This is a genomic window from Ornithinimicrobium humiphilum (assembly GCF_006716885.1).
Classification (GTDB): Bacteria; Actinomycetota; Actinomycetes; order Actinomycetales; family Dermatophilaceae; genus Ornithinicoccus; species Ornithinicoccus humiphilus.
In genome coordinates, this window is sequence record NZ_VFPU01000001.1 from 1339813 (window position 1) to 1354844 (window position 15032).

The window sequence follows — 15032 nt, forward strand, 5'->3', positions numbered from 1 at the left end:
TCCCGACCGGCACCCCGCCGGTCGTCGTGCACCCGCCCACGGTCAGCGGTAGTCCTTGAGCCGCTGCGTCAGCCCCGTCCACGCCGCGACCGCGGCGACCAGGCCCAGCAGCAGCGCCACGCCCGACGTGATCGCCGCCGGCGTGCCGATCGAGCTCGTCGCGGGGGCGAGACGGTTGTCGAGCAGCTCCTGCAGCGCAGCCTCGGCCTGGGCGAAGGAGGTCTCGGTCGCCCGGACGGCCTCCAGCGCGGCGGCGGGGCCGTCGGCCGCGAGGACCGCCTCGTGCCCGTCGACGACCTGCGTCCAGGCGGCCTCTGCGTCCCTGGACCCCGACTGGAAGACCGCGTCGCCTGCCACCATGCCGGCGGTCTCGAGGTCGGCGTCGTCGAGGCCGAGGACGGTGGCGTACTCCGCCTGCCGCGCCTCGCGAACCTCCTGCAGCGCGGTCGCCGCGGTGGCGACCTGGTCGACGCGGCGGTCGATGTCGAGCGGCAGGGCGGAGGGGTTGACCGAGACGTAGGACAGCCAGCCCGTGATGGCGGCCGCCACCAGGAGCGGCACGTTGATGATGCGCCGCGTCCGCAGCGCCAGCCAGACGAGGATGCCGCCGAGGAGAGCCGTCGAGAACAGCCCGACCAGGGCGGTGAGCATGGAGCGCGAGCCGGTCTGCAGGTCGGTGGCGTGCTGGGCGGCCACCTGCTGGGCGGTGTCCGCGGCCGTGCGCGCCAGAGCGCTCGCGGAGGCGTATGTGGTGGTCGCCGCCTCGGCGTCGTCCGGCGCCGTGGCGAGGGCCTCGCCGGTGAGCAGCCCGACGCGGACGAGGTCGCCGGCCACCTGTCCGGCCCGGCCGGCGTCTCCGCCGGACCGGGCGTGGGCGTCGGCGGCCGCGGTGAGCGGGGTCTCGATGTCGGCGTCGGTGCTCTCGCCGGCCACGGCCTCGGCCACCGCGCGGGCTGCGACGAGGTCGGCCTCGGCGATCTCGACGCGGGCCTCCTCGGCGGCGACCCAGTGGTTGGCGATGACGTTGGGCGTGCTGTTGAGGCCGCTCGTGTCGAAGGTGCCGGTCGCGACGACGCCGGTGAGCAGCGCCGCGGCGGTGGCGGCGGTGCGCGCGACACGCAGCAGGCGCGGCGTGCTGGAGCGCTGGGTGCCGGGGTCGGGTTGCGGCTGCTGGGCCCGGGCCGCCGGGGCGTTCTGGTTGGCCTGGGCGGGGGCGTTCTGCGCGGTCTGGGTGGTCGCGGTCTGGGCGGCGGTGGCCGTGGCCTGACCGGCCGTGCCCTGAGCCGTGGCCCGGGCCGGGTGCGCGGCGCCGGCGGGGGTGCTCATCGCTCGTCCTCGCCGGGCTCGGCGCGCTCGTCGTCGGGCTCGTCGAGGTCGTCGTCAGCGTCGACCGGCGGTTCGTCCACCTCCGAGGAGCCGCGCTCCCGAGCTGGGGCGGGCTCCATACCCTGCGGAGCATCGGCCACCGACGCGACAGCCACCGACGTGTCGACCAGGTCGCGGTCCTCGAAGTCCTCCTTGCGCAGCGTGCGCAGGTCCTCGACGCTCGGGTCCTCGGCGTCGCGCAGGCGCCAGGCGTGTCGACCGATCGCGGCCTCGAGCAGGTTGCGGGCGAAGCGGCCGTTGCCGAAGGACGGCCCGCGCGGGGTGGCCGCGAGGATCTCGCGGAAGCGCTCGGCCGCCTCCTCAGCGATGTCGTAGTCCATCTTGGCGGCGAGGGTGCGCTGGATCTCGGCGAGCTCGTCGTCGCTGTAGTCGTCGAACTCGATGATCGTCCGGAAGCGGCTCTCGAGCCCGGGGTTCATGGAGATGAACTCGGCCATCGGCTCGGGATAGCCGGCCACGATGACGACGAGGTCGTCGCGGTGGTCCTCCATCTCCTTGACGAGGGTGTCGATGGCCTCCTTGCCGTACTGGTCGCCGTTGAGGCTGTAGGCCTCGTCGATGAAAAGCACGCCGCCCAGCGCCGACGCGACGACCTCGGCGGTCTTGGCGGCGGTCTGGCCGAGGTAGCCGGCGACGAGCTCGGAGCGGTCGACCTCGACGAGCTGGCCCTTGCTCAGCAGGCCCAGCGCGCGGTAGATGCCGCCGACGAGGCGGGCCACGGTCGTCTTGCCGGTGCCGGGGTTGCCGACGAAGACCAGGTGCCGGGTCAGCGTGGCGACCTTGAGGCCCGCCTCCTGACGGCGGGCGTCCATCTTGAGGACGGCGACCTGCCGGTGGATCTCGGCCTTGACGCGGGTCAGGCCGGTGAGCTCGTCGAGCTCGGCGAGCAGCTCCTCGACTGAACGCTCGGGCTGGGCCGGCTCCTCCGGCTCGGGCTCGGGCGTGCCCTCCGGCGGGGCCTGGGTCTGCACCTGGTCGGGGTATGCCGTGGTGCCCGGGACGGCGCCGCCGCTCGGGTCGCCGCCGTCGAGGCCGGCGGGCGGGTAGGGCGGCAGCTGTCCCCCGGGGCCGCCGGCCTGGCCGAGGCGGCCGACGTGGCCGAGCATCTCGCGGACGCGCTCGGACTGTTCCTGGGCGCGGCGCAGCAGGTCGGAGGACAGGTCGCGGAGGCCGTCGTGGCTGGTGGGGAGGCCGGGGGCGGTGCCCGGGGTGACGGGGGCGGCGCCCGGGACCTGCGGGGCGCCCGGAGCCTGCGGGGCGCCCGCGGCCGCGTCCGGAGCAGCCGGCATCGGCACCGGGCTGTCGGCCGTGCCATGCCCGGAGACGCCCGCGGCGCCGAGCTGGGTGCGGGCCGCGACGGCGGCGCGGCCCACCGTGTCGGCGTCGGCACCCGGCACCGTGCAGGCGGCGGTGGCGACGTCGGAGAGGGCCACGGCATACCCCTGGGCACGGGCGCTGGACTCCGCCAGCAGCGTGCCGAGCAGGGTGGTGGGGATCGAGCCGTAGCGGCGGCCGCGGGGGACCATCCCGAAGAACTCGCTGGCGGGGCGCCCGAAGGTCTCGCCCCAGATCCGAGCCATCGGCATGGTGTCGGTGGAGCGCTCCAGGACGGCCGCGGCGAGCGCCATGCCCTCGGCGCGGACGGCGCCCTCGTCGAGGCCGGCCTCGCGGCCGACCCGGGCGAGCACGTCGACGGCGTCGCGCAGGGGCTGGGTGGTCATCGGTCCCTTCCTTCGGGCGGGCTGAGGGGCGAGCCGGTGGCGGGCGCCGGGTCGGCGGGCTCCGTGGGCTGCGGCGGCACGACGGCCCGGTCCTCGGCGGTGATCCGCAGGTCGCCACCGGCGCCGGCGCTGCCGAACTTCTCGGCGATGAACCGGCCCTGGGCGACGAGCTCGCGGGCGTCGTCGCGGTAGACGGCGTCGAAGACGCGGTCCATCGTCAGACCGAGCAGGTCGAGCTGGTCGACGAGCACCATGAGGGAGGTCTTGGCGCCGTCGACCGGGCGGGTGTCGGCATACCGGCGGGGGAGGCGCTGGTAGGAGCCGATCGCCTCGGGCAGGTAGTCGGTCGCGGTCGCGATGACGGTGTAGCCGAGGTCGTTGCCGCTGATCCGCGCGAGCCGGGGGACGGTGTCGCGCACGGTGTCGACGACCCGCTGGGCGCGCGCCACCACGACCGAGGGCAGCGCGCTCGAGGCGAGCAGCTCCTCGGTCTGGGTGAGCGCGGCATACACGTCGTCGGCCGTGGGCGGCGGGGGCAGGACCAGGCGTTCCTGCTCGTGCGCCGGCGCCCGGCCGAGCATGCGGTCCAGCAGGTCGGAGAACCCCATGCGGTCAGCGCCTGGTGGGCGGGGTGTCGCCCAGGTCGAGCTCGCCGCCGGCCAGACGCGCGTCGGTGCGCTGCGCGCGGTCGAGGTAGCCGCGCGACTTCTCGACCTCGCCCTCGAGGACGCCGATGGTCTGCGCCATCGAGTCGAGGGCCCGCGAGCGGAAGTTGTCGATCGCGTCCATCGTCTCGTAGATGTTGGCGAAGGCGGCCTGCAGCTGCTCGAGGCCGATCGTCGAGGACGCAGCCTGCTCCTGGATGGCGACGGAGTTGTCGCGCAGCATCTCCGAGGTGCGCTGGATCATGTCGGAGGTCGTGCTGTTGAGCGCGGTGATCTGGTCGAGGACGAGGCGCTGGTTGTTGAGCGCCTGGGCCACGAGGACGGCGGTGCGCAGCGCGCTGATCGTCGTCGTCGAGGCGCGGTCGACACCCTTGATGAGCTCGATGTTGTTCTTCATGATGATGTCGATGGCCAGGTAGTTCTGGATCGACACCGCGAGCTGGGTGAGCAGGTCCTGGTGCTTCTGGCGGACGTAGAAGAGGACGTCCTCGCGCATCGCCTTGGCGTTCTCGGGGTCGGTCTCCTCGAGCATCGCGACGTGCGCCGACACCTTCGCGTCGAGCTGCTCGGCGATGTAGACGTACTGGTTGAGGCGGCCCATGGAGTCCCAGAGCTGCTGCTTCTCCATGTTGAGGGCGACGTTGTCCTTGGTCAGCTCGTCCTGGCCGCTGCGCAGCGCGTGGAGGATGCCGTCGAGGTGCTTCTCGGCCGACTCGTACTTGCGGAAGTAGTCGCGCAGGCGGTCGCCGAACGGGATCATCCCGAGGATCTTCTTGGAGCCCTGGGCCTGGCCCGGGTCGAGGTCCTCGACGGTGCGGCGCAGCTCCATGAGGGTGCGGCCGACCTTGGACTCCTTGGAGACGCCACCCTCGTTGAGCGCGCGGACCGGCGACTTCAGGAGGCGGTTGGAGGTCTCGGCGGCGGCGCGGATCTCGGCGTCACCCATGGTGCGCACGTCGGCGGCGCGGCGGGCGAACTCGGGCGAGCGGACCTCGGTCTGGGTCAGGCCGTGGAGGAACTCCTCGACCTTCTTGTCGAGCGTCGGCATCACCGCGGGGTCGACCGGGGGCGCCATCTTCGGCGCAGCCGTCTCCGCCACCGGCTTCGTCGGCTCCGGCACGGTCAGCGTGAGCGGGCTGGGCGCGGACAGCGGCTCGGGTGCGGCGAGGGGCTGGTCGGTCATGTGTCTCTCTCCTCGAGTCGGTAACGCGGCGCGTGGGGACCCCCATGTGGACCCGCCGGTCGGACGGCCCCATTGTGCCGCGAGTTCCACCCAATCACACGGGGGATAACTGCCCGGTCAGGCACTCCCTTCTCGTGGGCGGTCAGAGGGGGAGGCGGTAGGCCAGCAGGTCGACGGTCGGCGTGGGTGACCAGTCCCGTTCGGGTATGCGGTGGAAGCCGGCCCGCTCGTAGAGCCGGTGGGCGGAGGTCATCCACGTGGCGCTGCAGAGCACGAGCGCCGGGTAGCCGTCGGTGCGGGCACGGTCCTCGATGGCTTGGAGGAGTGCCCGTCCCACGCCGCGGCCCTGCACCCCGGGGTCGACGCCCAGCATGCGGAACTCCGCCTCGCCCTCCTGCGCGATCTCCTGCTGGCTCGACCCGGCTCCGGCCCAGGTGACGGTGCCGACGACGCGACCGTCGAGCTCGGCGACCCAGACCTCGGCGTCGCGGGTACGCGCGGCGGTGTCGCGGAGGTGGTGCCAGTAGGGCTCGTCGGGTGCCATCCCGCTCGGGGCGTAGGCGGCGACGAGGAGGCGGCCGACCTCGTCGTGCTCGTCGGCGCGGACGTGTCGGACGGTCGGGCGGGTGGTCATGTCGTGCAAGGTTACGGCGTGTCGGTCGTAGGGCCTGTCGGTGTTCGAACATATGATCGAGGTATGCAGCAGTCGTTGGGGACGGTGCGGCCGCCGAGGGGGACGGAGTCGGCGGTCGGTGACTCCTGGCTGCTGGCGGGGCTGCCCGCGGACGTGAGCCGGCCGGAGCTGGTGCAGGACGACCTGGTGGTCGAGTCGTTGGGGTGGATCTCCCGGGCGGTGTCGGATCTGGAGCGGTCCCGGTTGGTGATGGCCACGGAGGCCGTGGACCGGGGCCTGCACCTGGCCGAGGGGTTCTCGGTGGTGGACTGGCTGGCGCTGCGGTGTCCGGACCTGGAGCGGCGGGCGTTGATGGACCTGGCGCGGTTGGCGCAGGCGGGTCGGGAGCCGGTGCACGCGCCGTTGCTCGAACGCGTCAAGGATGGACAGCTGTCGATCGCGCGGGCGGCGAGGCTGCACCGGGCGTTGCAGCGGGTGCGGCCGGGCCTGCCTCCGGAGGAGTACGCCGCCGCGGTCGAGCTGCTGGCCAAGGCCGGGTCCGACCCGGTGTTCGACGACAAGGACATCGGCAGGATCGTGGACCGGCTCGTCGCGCAGTGCGTGGACGAGCGGGATCACGAGGCGAAGGCCCGCAAGAAGCAGGCGATGCGGGGGATCTACGAGTCGAGCCTGGCGGACGGGTCGGTGAAGCGGTGGGTCATCACCTTCGGTGACGACGCCGACTACGAAGCTGCGAAGGCGATCATCGACTCCCCGCTGGCGGCGCCGGCGACCAAGGAGGAGCAGGACGCCACGGGCGAGCTGGACCTGCGGACGGCGGGCCAGCGCAGGTACGACGCGTTCATGACCGTGATGCGCCGCGGGGTGGCCGGCACGGCTGGTCAGCCGACGACACCGAAGGCGATGCTGATGGTGACGTTGGACTTCGAGACGCTCAAGCGTCAGCTGTCCGAGACCGGTGGCCACCTGCCCGGGGTGGGTTCGACCCTGGCCGGGGCGCCGTTGCGGGCGGAGGCGATCCGCAAGCTGGCGTGCGAGGCCGACATCATCCCCGTCGTGCTCGGCGGACCAAGCGAGATCCTCGACCAGGGCCGCCGCAAGCGCCTCGTCACCCCAGCACAGCGGGTCCGGCTCGCAGCACGGGACCGGGGGTGCACGATCCCGGGGTGCACCGTGCCCGCGACCTGGTGCGACGCCCACCACGTCATCCCCTGGGCCCTCGGCGGGCGGTCAGACCTTTCGAACTACGCCTTGTTGTGTCCGAGGCACCACACCTTCGTGCACGACCGGAACCTGACGGCGACCGTGACGGAGCTCGGGGTCCGGTGGCATCTGAGATGACCCCGCCCCGAGCCCGGCCCGCACCGGCCGGGCGATGAGGCATGTCAGCGCAGCCTGACGGCCCGCGCACTCGCCTCACCTCACCTCACATCACTCCAAGATGGTGAGGCGGCTGTCACGCACCTCACTCCAGGATGGTGAGGCGGATGTCCAGCGGATCGCCCTGCAGCAGGTCTTCGGCCTGGCGCACCTTCTGCTTGACCGGCAGCACGTAGCGCCCGCTGCCGCTGTCGGGGAAGACCGAGGTGCGCCAGGTCGTCGACCCGATCGTGACCTCGACCCGCACCGACCCGAAGCCGCGCGGTGGTCGTGGCCGTTCCCGCACCGCCTCGCTCGCCGCCTCGTCGAGCGTCACGAAGTGCCAACCCTCCGGCGGCTCTCCCGAGCGCCAGAGCTCCGCCGTGAACCGGCACGTCTCCGCCATGGGCAGCAGACTAGGGAGTCGGGACGAGGAGCCACCGGCTGCGGACGGGAGCTGTCCGCATGCCTCGTTAGCGTCGCTCCATGGACGGTGCGACACGGCAGGCGACGATCACGACGACCTGGGAGACGACGAGTGGGACGGCCGGGACGATGACGGCGACCGACGACGGTCCCGATCTGGAGTTCACCGCGGAGGTGGTGGAGTGGCGGGGCCCCGCGCCCTACTGCTTCCTCGTGACGCCACCGGAGGAGTCGGAGTGGCTCGCCGACGTGATGCCGGAGGTCACCTACGGCTGGGGGATGATCCCGGTCACCGGGGTGATCGGGTACACGGAGTTCACCACCTCCATCTGGCCGCGCAAGGGCACCTTCTGGGTGCCGCTCAAGGACGCGGTCCGCGCCTCCGAGGGCATCGAGCTCGGTGACCTCGTGACCGTGCAGCTGACGATCCGCGCCTGAGACTCAGAGGGTGGCGATCCGCATCCCCGCCGCGGCCAGCTCGACCACGGCGACGGTGCCGGCTGCCACGGCCACGACCGCGGGCACGCGTCCGTCCCGCAGCACCCGGTCGAAGGTCGGTTCGTCCGGGTGGGCGATCGCCGAGCGTCCGCCCCGGAGGGTGGCGCCGACGACCCAGGCGGCCAGCACCGCGGTGATCACCGCCGGGACGAGGCCCGCCGCGCCCAGGGTGTCCATGGTCAGGCGCCCCACCGTCAGAGAGCCGATGACCAGCGCCAGCCCGGTGCGGCGCCAGGCCAGGACCGTGCGTTCCTGCTGCAGGCCAGGGTCGCGCCAGGGCGTCGGTTCGCTCACGAGGCCGCCCGCAGGAGGGTGGCGACGAGCAGCACGACGCCGGCCAGCGCGACCCCCACCACGACGACCATGCCCGCGGCGTTGCCGGGGAGGGGCAGGTCCTGGCGCATCGCGGCCTCGGCCCGGGCCCAGCCCCGCCACGCGTGGACCGCGGCCAGCAGACCGGTGAGCGCCAGCACGGCGGCGAGCACGACCTGGGCGGTGGGCCCGATCCCGAGCGGGAGGGCGTCGACCGCGGCCGCGACCGCGAGCAGCGCCAGGCTGGTGCGGATCCACGCCAGGAAGGTGCGCTCGTTGGCCAGCGAGAAGCGCGGGTCGGGCTCGGTCCCCGTCCCGTAGACGGAGCGGGGCCAGCGCGTCGAGGTCACCTCGGCATCGTAGGCACGACGGTCGACGTGGCGCCCCCGAGCGGTAGGGTCCGCGCCATGGCCGACCTGACCGTCCTGCACAACCCTCGCTGCTCCACCTCGCGCCACGCCGTCGACGTCGTCGCCGGGGCGGGGGTCGAGGCCGAGGTGGTGCAGTACCTCCGCACCCCGCTCGACCGCGAGCAGCTGCTCGACCTGATCGGCAAGCTCGAGGACCCGCCTGCCGACCTGGTCCGCAAGGACGCCTACTTCGACCAGCTGGGCCTGGACCCCGACGACGTCGTCACGCCCGACCAGGTCGCCGACCTGCTCGTGGAGCACCCCCGCCTGATGCAGCGTCCGGTGCTGATCCGCGGCGACCGGGCGATCATCGGCCGCCCCAAGACCCGCGCCGAGGAGTTCGTGGCCGGGCGGTAGCGTCGCACCCGTGACCGACTCGGACGCCCCGGCACGGACGCCGCACGAGCCCACCGACAATGCACACGCCGCGACGCCGCTCGTCGACGTCACGGCGGTGCGCCCCGCCGACCGGGCGTGGACCGACGAGGCCGTGCGCCGGCTCCAGGCCGACGCCAACCGCAGCGCCGACACCCACCTGGTCGCCGTGGAGCTGCCCGCGGGCTGGGAGGTCGACCTCTACCTCAAGGACGAGTCGACCCACCCGACCGGCAGCCTCAAGCACCGCCTCGCGCGCTCGCTCTTCCTCCACGCCCTGTGCAACGGCGAGCTGCGGGAGGGCACGACGGTCATCGAGGCGAGCTCGGGCTCGACAGCGGTGAGCGAGGCCCACTTCGCGCGGATGCTGGGCCTGCCCTTCGTCGCCGTGATGCACCGCGGCACCAGCCCCGAGAAGATCGCCCTCATCGAGCGCGAGGGCGGCACCTGCCACCTCGTCGACGACCCCACCGCCGTGTATGCCGTGAGCCGGGAGCTGGCGGACCGCTGCGGCGGGCACTGCATGGACCAGTTCACCTACGCCGAGCGCGCGACCGACTGGCGGGGCAACAACAACATCGCCGAGTCGATCTTCGAGCAGATGTCCCTGGAGCGGCACCCGGTGCCGGAATGGGTCGTCGTCGGTGCCGGCACCGGAGGCACGTCCGCGACCATCGGGCGCTACGTCCGGCTCCGCGGCCACGCCACGCGGCTGTGCGTCGTGGACCCCGAGGGCTCGGCCTTCCTGCCCGCCTTCGCGGGGATGCCGGAGTGCGCCCCGGTCGGCTCCCGCATCGAGGGCATCGGACGGCCCCGGGTCGAGCCGAGCTTCGTCCCGGGCGTGGTCGACCGGATGCTCGGCGTGCCCGACGCCGCCTCGGTCGCCGCGATGCGCTTCCTGCGCGACCGGACCGGTCTCGCCTGCGGGCCCTCCACGGGCACCGCCTTCTACGGCGTGCTGCGGCTCGCCTGCGAGATGCGTGCCGCCGGCCGTCCCGGCTCGATCGTCACGCTGCTGTGCGACGACGCGAGCCGCTACGCCGACAGCCACGCCGACGACGCCTGGGTCGCCGCGCAGGGCTGGGACCTCCGGCCCTACAGCGCGGTCCTCCACCAGGCGTGGGACACCGGCCGGTGGATCGGCTGAGACCTACTGACCGGCGATGTTGACCATCCAGCCGACGCCATAACGGTCGGTCAGCATCCCGAACCAGTCGCCCCACGGCGCCTTGTCCAGCGGCACGCCCGGAGTGGCGCCCTCGCTCAGGCCCTCCCAGTAGCGACGCAGCTCGGACTCGTCCGAGGCCGGCCCGCTGAGGGAGATGCTGATGTTGTCGCCGGGGGTGTACGGCATACCCTCCGGCGTGTCCGCACCCATGAGGGTGATGCCGGCCGGCGTCTCGAGCTGCGCGTGCATGATCTGGTCGGCCTCCGCGCCCTCACCCATGCCGGACTCACCGAACGTGCTCAGCGTCAGCTCACCGCCCAGCACGGACCGGTAGAACTCCATGGCCTCGCGGGCCTGGCCCGTGAAGCTGAGGTAGGGGTTGAGCGTCACCATGTCCGATCTCCTTCTGTCGGGCGGCGCGTCGGTGCAACCGCTCCTGGCAGTGTGACCACGCCCACCGACAGTCCTCATCGGTCGCGGGTAGGCAGACGCTCACCGGAGCACGGACGCGCCACCGTCCCCGGGGGCTGGCCGGAGGGGCCGTGTCCGCCTCAGCGGTTACGCTCGCACCCGTGACCACGACGCTGACCACGCCGGGCGCCGCCCGCGTCGACGACGAGACCCGCAGGGCCGGCCTGCGGCGCATGCGCACGGTCGCCACCGGCCTGCTCGTGGTCATGGCGGTGATCTACGTCCTCACGCACGGGCGCGACGGTGCCTGGGGCTTCGTCAACGCCGCGGCCGAGGCGGGCATGGTCGGCGCGATCGCCGACTGGTTCGCCGTCGTCGCCCTCTTCCGCCACCCGCTCGGACTGCCGATCCCGCACACCGCTCTGGTGCGCAGGCGCAAGGACGACCTGGGCGACAGCCTGGAGCAGTTCGTCACCGAGAACTTCCTCACCCCCGACGTCATGCGCGAGAAGTACCTCGACGCCGGCGTCGTGCTGCGGCTGGGGGAGTGGGTCGGCCGTCCCGAGAACGCCGATCGCGTCGTCTCCGAGGCGGTGCCCTTCATCGTGCGCGCCGTCGAGCGCATCGACGAGGACGAGCTGCGCACCCTCATCGACGACGTCCTGCTCCCGCGCGTGAAGAAGGAGCCGCTGTCACCGATGGCGGGGCACCTGCTCGAGCGCATCGTCGAGGAGGGCTCGCACCGTGGGCTCGTCGATCTCGTCGCCCGCGAGCTGCACGCCTGGCTGGCCCTCCACGAGGACGAGGTGCAGCAGATCGTCCGCTCGCGTGCCCCGTCCTGGGCGCCCACCTGGGTCAACGACCAGGTCACGCGGCGCGTCTACCAGGAGGTCCTGCGCTGGGCCCGGGACGTCAAGGACGACCAGCACCACAACGTCCGCGCCGCGCTCGACTCCTACCTGACCAACCTCGCCTCCGACCTGCAGCACGACCCGCGCTCGATGGCGGGCTTCGAGGCGCTCAAGGAGCGACTGCTCGACCACCCCGAGGTCAGCGCCACCGGCGTCCGTCTCGGCGAGACCCTGCGCAGCAGCCTGCTCGACGCGCTCACCGACCCCGAGGGCCATCTGCGCACCCGGATGTCGGGCGCCCTCTCCGGCTTCGGCCAGCGCATCGTCGAGGACGCCGCGCTGCGCGAGCGCCTCGACTCCTGGACCGCCGACCTGGTCGTCAGCCTGGTCGAGCGCTACGGCCCGGAGATCACCTCGGTCATCTCCGGCACCATCCGCCGCTGGGACGCCCGCGAGGCCTCCGACAAGATCGAGCTGCACGTCGGCCGCGACCTGCAGTTCATCCGCCTCAACGGCACCGTGGTCGGCGCGCTCGTGGGTCTGGTGATCCACAGCGTCTCGCTGATCCTCTGACCGACGGGTCTCTGACCGCTGCCGCACTGGCCGCCGGGCCCGCTGTCCTCCCGCTGGTTCGCCGCCCCTGTGGACCGCGGAACCACGGGCCTCCCGCGGAGCCTGTGGACAAGATCTGCGGACTCGATCCCGGCCCCGGCAGGCTTCCGGGATGAGCCGCGACGACCACCTCCCGACCGACTGGTACGCCCGCTCCCTCGCCGACCCGGCGTTGGCGGGCGAGCTGCTCGACGCGATCGTCACGCCGGCCGACCGCTCCCGGGGCGGGGTGAGCCTGCTGCTGTGCCGCGGGGACGGGCGGCTGGCGCAGCCGGTCCTCGTGGAGGGTGCCCACGACGAGGGCGCTCAGCGCGAGACGATCTCGGCGATCGCCCTCAACTGCGTCTCGATGCCGGGGGTGGGCGGGCTCGTGGTGGCGATGGTGCGGCCCTGGGGCGTCTCGATCACCGACGCCGACCGGCGCGTCCACCAGCACGCGATCGACGTCTGCCGACGGGCGCCGCTCGACCTGCACGGCACCTTCGTCGTCACGAACGGCGGGATCGTGGCGCTCCCGGTGGCACCGGAGCTCGTGGGTCGGTGGGACGTGGCGTGAGCGCCTCGACGACGGCGTCGAGCAGCTCGTCCCGGCCCAGCAGGCGGAAGTGCCCCGACGTGCGCAGCGGCACGTTCGTCGCCCCCTCGAGGCGGCTGCCGCCGGGGACGTGCGGGTCGAAGGCGCCCCAGATCGAGGTGATCCGGCGGTTGACCTCCAGCTGCTCGCCCAGCGCCCGCAGGGTGGGGTCGTGCGGCGAGAACGCCCGCACGCTCCGCAGCCAGAACAGCCGCGCGTAGACCGACCCGCCGAAGGGCGTCGCCACCGCCAGCATCCGGGCGATCCGGCCCTCGGGGTCCTCGTGCAGCATCGCGTACTTGCCGATCAGGCCACCCTTGCTGTGCGCGACCAGGACGACGTCGCGCAGGTCGTGGGTCCGCAGGTATGCCGCCACCACCGCGGCGCTCGCCACCACCGGGGCGGTGTTCCAGCGCAGGTCCGTCACCACGTGGACGGGATGGCCACGGTCGTGGAGCACGCGGGCCAGGGGCCGCAGGAACTGCCAGCGCTCGTAGACGCCGGGCAGGAGCACGACGGGCTGACGGCCGCCCGCGAGCCAGCCCGCCGGGTCGTCGCGGGTCAGCAGCCCGCCCACCTGGTGGCGGGTGACGTAGGCGTAGTCCAGCAGCCAGGACCAGCCGTTGCGGGCCGCCCGGCCGACGCGGCTCACGACGGAGGGGCCGCCGCGACTGACGGCCCGGTCGCCGCGGCGGGCCCCGTCGCCGCCGGAGGCGCCGCCGCGGTCGCCCGCACCTCCGCGAGCACCTCGTCGGCGACCTCTTGGGGGCGGGAGAACATCGTCACGTGGGCACCGCCGGGGATCTCGACGAGGCGGGCCCGCGGAGCCAGCGCCGTCATCTCCTCGGCCCACTCCCGGGTGCAGATCGGGTCGCGGGACCCGCGGACCACGAGCAGCGGCACCTCGAGCCGGGGGAGCGCGTCCTCGGTGCGGTAGCCGATCATCGACGGGACGGTCCGCAGGTACCACCGCAGCCCGGTGCGGGCGTAGTCGCGGAGCACCTCCTTGTTGGCCGAGAGAGGCTCGCGCAGCACGTCGTGGCCGAGCTTCAGGGCCTGACGGAGAGTGCTGCGGGAGGACGGGTCGACGACCCCGCCGATCCCCACGACCGCCCGGACGCGGGCCGGGTCCTGCAGGGCCGCCTCGACCACGACCTGCACGCCCATCGAGTGCCCGACGAGCACGGCAGAGTCGAGGCCCTCGGTGCGCAGGTGGGCCAGGAGCGTCGAGGCGTGCTCCTCGATGCTCAGCACCTCGTCCCGCCGGGGCGCGTCGCCGAAGCCCGGCAGCTCCACGACGTGGACGGAGGCGTGCGGCGCGAGGAGCGGCGCGAGCCGGGTCCAGTAGCGCGAGGAGACACCGATGCCGTGCACCAGGACCACCGCCGGGCCGTCGTCGAGGTCACCCTCGGGACGGCGCACCAGCATCGTGCGGTCGAGGTGGACGAACTCCTGGACCGACCGCCACCGCATACCGAGAACCCTAGGCGGGCAGGCGCGGCGGCGCCCCGTGAGCCGCCCCGACCGGCGGCGGAGAGCCACGCGAGGATCCCTGCGCACGGCCGCGGCCCGGCGCTAGCATGCGCCATGCCCGAGCAGTTGCGCGTCACCACCGCCACGCCCGAGGACCTCGACCTCATGGTCGGCTGGGCCGCCCAGGAGGGCTGGAACCCCGGCCTCCACGACGCCGAGGCGTTCCTGGCCGCCGACCCCGGGGGCTTCCTCGTCGGCCGCCTCGGCGACGAACCGGTGTCCTGCATCTCGGTGGTGCGCTACGGCGAGGGTTTCGGCTTCCTCGGCTTCTACATCGTCGTGCCGGACCGGCGCGGGCAGGGGCACGGCATCGCCACCTGGCGCGCAGGGCTGGAGCTGCTCGGCGAGCGGGTCGTCGGCCTCGACGGGGTCGTCGAGCAGCAGCCGGCCTACCGCCGCTCGGGCTTCGTCCTGGAGCACCGCAACGTCCGCTACGGCGGGGCCGTGACGGGGGAGCCGGTCGACGACCCGCGGCTGCGGCACGTCACGAGCGACCTCCTCGACGCCGTCCTCGTCTACGACACGGCGTTCTTCGCCGGCGACCGCTCCGACTTCCTGCGCGCCTGGCTCGACCCCTCGCGCCGGACGGCGCTCGCGCTCGTCGAGGACGGGCGGGTGCGCGGGTACGGCGTGGTGCGCCGGTGCCTGGAGGGCGCCAAGATCGGGCCGCTCTTCGCCGACAGCGAGGAGGGTGCCGACCTCCTCTTCCGCGGGCTGGTCGCCGGGCTCGAGGACGGGCCGGTCTTCCTCGACTGCCCCGAGCCCGTCGCCGCCGCGGTCGCGCTCGCGACCCTGCACGGGCTGGAGCCCGCCTTCGAGACGGCGCGGATGTATCGCGGGCCGATCCCGGAGCTGCCCTGGGACCGGACCTACGGCATCACCACCTTCGAGCTCGGCTGACCGGCGCGCGCCGC

The 15032-nt window shown here is 73.4% G+C and carries 18 protein-coding genes; 7 read left to right on the plus strand and 11 right to left on the minus strand.

Going from position 1 to position 15032, the window contains the following annotated elements:
* Positions 1-42 precede the first annotated feature (42 nt).
* From FB476_RS06155 to FB476_RS06175, 5 genes are all read right to left on the minus strand, one after another.
* The gene (locus FB476_RS06155; RefSeq protein WP_141818001.1) at positions 43-1326 is read right to left on the minus strand and encodes a hypothetical protein; all 1284 of its coding nucleotides are present in this window, start codon (positions 1324-1326) and stop codon (positions 43-45) included.
* The gene (locus tag FB476_RS06160) at positions 1323-3107 is read right to left on the minus strand and encodes an AAA family ATPase (protein ID WP_141818002.1); all 1785 of its coding nucleotides are present in this window, start codon (positions 3105-3107) and stop codon (positions 1323-1325) included. Before FB476_RS06160 ends, FB476_RS06155 begins: the two co-directional genes overlap by 4 nt.
* Positions 3104-3715, minus strand: coding sequence for a hypothetical protein (locus tag FB476_RS06165; protein WP_202876917.1), 612 nt, complete (start codon positions 3713-3715; stop codon positions 3104-3106). Before FB476_RS06165 ends, FB476_RS06160 begins: the two co-directional genes overlap by 4 nt.
* Before the next feature lie 4 nt (positions 3716-3719).
* On the minus strand, positions 3720-4955 hold the full coding sequence (locus FB476_RS06170) for a toxic anion resistance protein (RefSeq protein WP_141818003.1): 1236 nt from the start codon (positions 4953-4955) through the stop codon (positions 3720-3722).
* Between the two features lie 142 nt (positions 4956-5097).
* Positions 5098-5589 (minus strand): GNAT family N-acetyltransferase, encoded by a 492-nt coding sequence (locus FB476_RS06175; protein ID WP_141818004.1) that lies wholly within the window; start codon positions 5587-5589, stop codon positions 5098-5100.
* Between the two features lie 63 nt (positions 5590-5652).
* Between FB476_RS06175 and FB476_RS06180 the strand changes: the two genes are divergently transcribed.
* Positions 5653-6930, plus strand: a complete 1278-nt coding sequence (locus tag FB476_RS06180; protein ID WP_141818005.1) for an HNH endonuclease signature motif containing protein — start codon at positions 5653-5655, stop codon at positions 6928-6930.
* A gap of 124 nt (positions 6931-7054) precedes the next feature.
* Here the strand turns inward: FB476_RS06180 and FB476_RS06185 are convergent, their stop codons facing one another.
* Positions 7055-7354 carry a DUF1905 domain-containing protein gene (locus FB476_RS06185; protein WP_141818006.1) on the minus strand — a complete coding sequence of 100 codons (300 nt, stop codon included), beginning with the start codon at positions 7352-7354 and terminating at the stop codon, positions 7055-7057.
* 80 nt (positions 7355-7434) lie between these two features.
* Between FB476_RS06185 and FB476_RS06190 the strand changes: the two genes are divergently transcribed.
* Entirely contained in the window at positions 7435-7812 is a 378-nt protein-coding gene (locus FB476_RS06190; RefSeq protein ID WP_337678337.1) for a DUF1905 domain-containing protein, read from the plus strand.
* A gap of 3 nt (positions 7813-7815) precedes the next feature.
* Here FB476_RS06190 and FB476_RS16650 read toward each other — a convergent pair whose 3' ends face one another.
* Together FB476_RS16650 and FB476_RS06200 are read right to left on the minus strand one after the other, a co-directional pair.
* Positions 7816-8166: a DUF202 domain-containing protein gene (locus FB476_RS16650; RefSeq protein ID WP_141818007.1), complete on the minus strand. Its 351-nt coding sequence runs from the start codon at positions 8164-8166 to the stop codon at positions 7816-7818.
* Positions 8163-8534: a YidH family protein gene (locus tag FB476_RS06200; RefSeq protein ID WP_141818008.1), complete on the minus strand. Its 372-nt coding sequence runs from the start codon at positions 8532-8534 to the stop codon at positions 8163-8165. The genes FB476_RS16650 and FB476_RS06200 overlap by 4 nt, the downstream gene beginning before the upstream one ends.
* A gap of 57 nt (positions 8535-8591) precedes the next feature.
* Here FB476_RS06200 and FB476_RS06205 point away from each other — a divergent pair, with 57 nt between their 5' ends.
* Positions 8592-8951: an ArsC/Spx/MgsR family protein gene (locus FB476_RS06205; RefSeq protein WP_141818009.1), complete on the plus strand. Its 360-nt coding sequence runs from the start codon at positions 8592-8594 to the stop codon at positions 8949-8951.
* A gap of 97 nt (positions 8952-9048) precedes the next feature.
* The gene (locus FB476_RS06210) at positions 9049-10116 is read left to right on the plus strand and encodes a PLP-dependent cysteine synthase family protein (protein ID WP_141819938.1); all 1068 of its coding nucleotides are present in this window, start codon (positions 9049-9051) and stop codon (positions 10114-10116) included.
* A gap of 3 nt (positions 10117-10119) precedes the next feature.
* Here the strand turns inward: FB476_RS06210 and FB476_RS06215 are convergent, their stop codons facing one another.
* A complete protein-coding gene (locus FB476_RS06215; RefSeq protein WP_141818010.1) occupies positions 10120-10530 on the minus strand; it encodes a VOC family protein in 411 nt (136 codons plus the stop codon).
* A 179-nt stretch (positions 10531-10709) separates the two neighbouring features.
* Between FB476_RS06215 and FB476_RS06220 the strand changes: the two genes are divergently transcribed.
* On the plus strand, positions 10710-11972 hold the full coding sequence (locus FB476_RS06220) for a DUF445 domain-containing protein (RefSeq protein WP_238329574.1): 1263 nt from the start codon (positions 10710-10712) through the stop codon (positions 11970-11972).
* A 151-nt stretch (positions 11973-12123) separates the two neighbouring features.
* Positions 12124-12567, plus strand: coding sequence for a hypothetical protein (locus FB476_RS06225; protein WP_141818011.1), 444 nt, complete (start codon positions 12124-12126; stop codon positions 12565-12567).
* On the opposite strand, the gene FB476_RS06230 is transcribed toward FB476_RS06225, so the two are convergent.
* Positions 12500-13237 carry an esterase/lipase family protein gene (locus tag FB476_RS06230; protein ID WP_202876918.1) on the minus strand — a complete coding sequence of 246 codons (738 nt, stop codon included), beginning with the start codon at positions 13235-13237 and terminating at the stop codon, positions 12500-12502. The two genes, FB476_RS06225 and FB476_RS06230, sit on opposite strands and share 68 nt — an antisense overlap.
* Complete coding sequence (locus FB476_RS06235) at positions 13234-14058, minus strand: alpha/beta fold hydrolase (RefSeq protein WP_141818012.1); 825 nt, start codon at positions 14056-14058, stop codon at positions 13234-13236. Before FB476_RS06235 ends, FB476_RS06230 begins: the two co-directional genes overlap by 4 nt.
* Positions 14059-14172: 114 nt before the next feature.
* Between FB476_RS06235 and FB476_RS06240 the strand changes: the two genes are divergently transcribed.
* Complete coding sequence (locus FB476_RS06240; protein ID WP_141818013.1) at positions 14173-15018, plus strand: GNAT family N-acetyltransferase; 846 nt, start codon at positions 14173-14175, stop codon at positions 15016-15018.
* Positions 15019-15032: the final 14 nt, after the last annotated feature.

Excerpts from the sequence above, each read along its gene's own strand:
- FB476_RS06165 (WP_202876917.1), bottom strand. The coding sequence starts at position 3,715 with ATGGGGTTCTCCGACCTGCTGGACCGCATGCTCGGCCGGGCGCCGGCG.
- FB476_RS06180 (WP_141818005.1), top strand. The coding sequence starts at position 5,653 with ATGCAGCAGTCGTTGGGGACGGTGCGGCCGCCGAGGGGGACGGAGTCG.
- FB476_RS06160 (WP_141818002.1), bottom strand. The coding sequence starts at position 3,107 with ATGACCACCCAGCCCCTGCGCGACGCCGTCGACGTGCTCGCCCGGGTC.
- FB476_RS06170 (WP_141818003.1), bottom strand. The coding sequence starts at position 4,955 with ATGACCGACCAGCCCCTCGCCGCACCCGAGCCGCTGTCCGCGCCCAGC.
- FB476_RS06240 (WP_141818013.1), top strand. The coding sequence starts at position 14,173 with ATGCCCGAGCAGTTGCGCGTCACCACCGCCACGCCCGAGGACCTCGAC.
- FB476_RS06205 (WP_141818009.1), top strand. The coding sequence starts at position 8,592 with ATGGCCGACCTGACCGTCCTGCACAACCCTCGCTGCTCCACCTCGCGC.
- FB476_RS06185 (WP_141818006.1), bottom strand. The coding sequence starts at position 7,354 with ATGGCGGAGACGTGCCGGTTCACGGCGGAGCTCTGGCGCTCGGGAGAG.
- FB476_RS06175 (WP_141818004.1), bottom strand. The coding sequence starts at position 5,589 with ATGACCACCCGCCCGACCGTCCGACACGTCCGCGCCGACGAGCACGAC.
- FB476_RS06235 (WP_141818012.1), bottom strand. The coding sequence starts at position 14,058 with ATGCGGTGGCGGTCGGTCCAGGAGTTCGTCCACCTCGACCGCACGATG.
- FB476_RS06215 (WP_141818010.1), bottom strand. The coding sequence starts at position 10,530 with ATGGTGACGCTCAACCCCTACCTCAGCTTCACGGGCCAGGCCCGCGAG.
- FB476_RS06155 (WP_141818001.1), bottom strand. The coding sequence starts at position 1,326 with ATGAGCACCCCCGCCGGCGCCGCGCACCCGGCCCGGGCCACGGCTCAG.
- FB476_RS06225 (WP_141818011.1), top strand. The coding sequence starts at position 12,124 with ATGAGCCGCGACGACCACCTCCCGACCGACTGGTACGCCCGCTCCCTC.
- FB476_RS06190 (WP_337678337.1), top strand. The coding sequence starts at position 7,435 with ATGGACGGTGCGACACGGCAGGCGACGATCACGACGACCTGGGAGACG.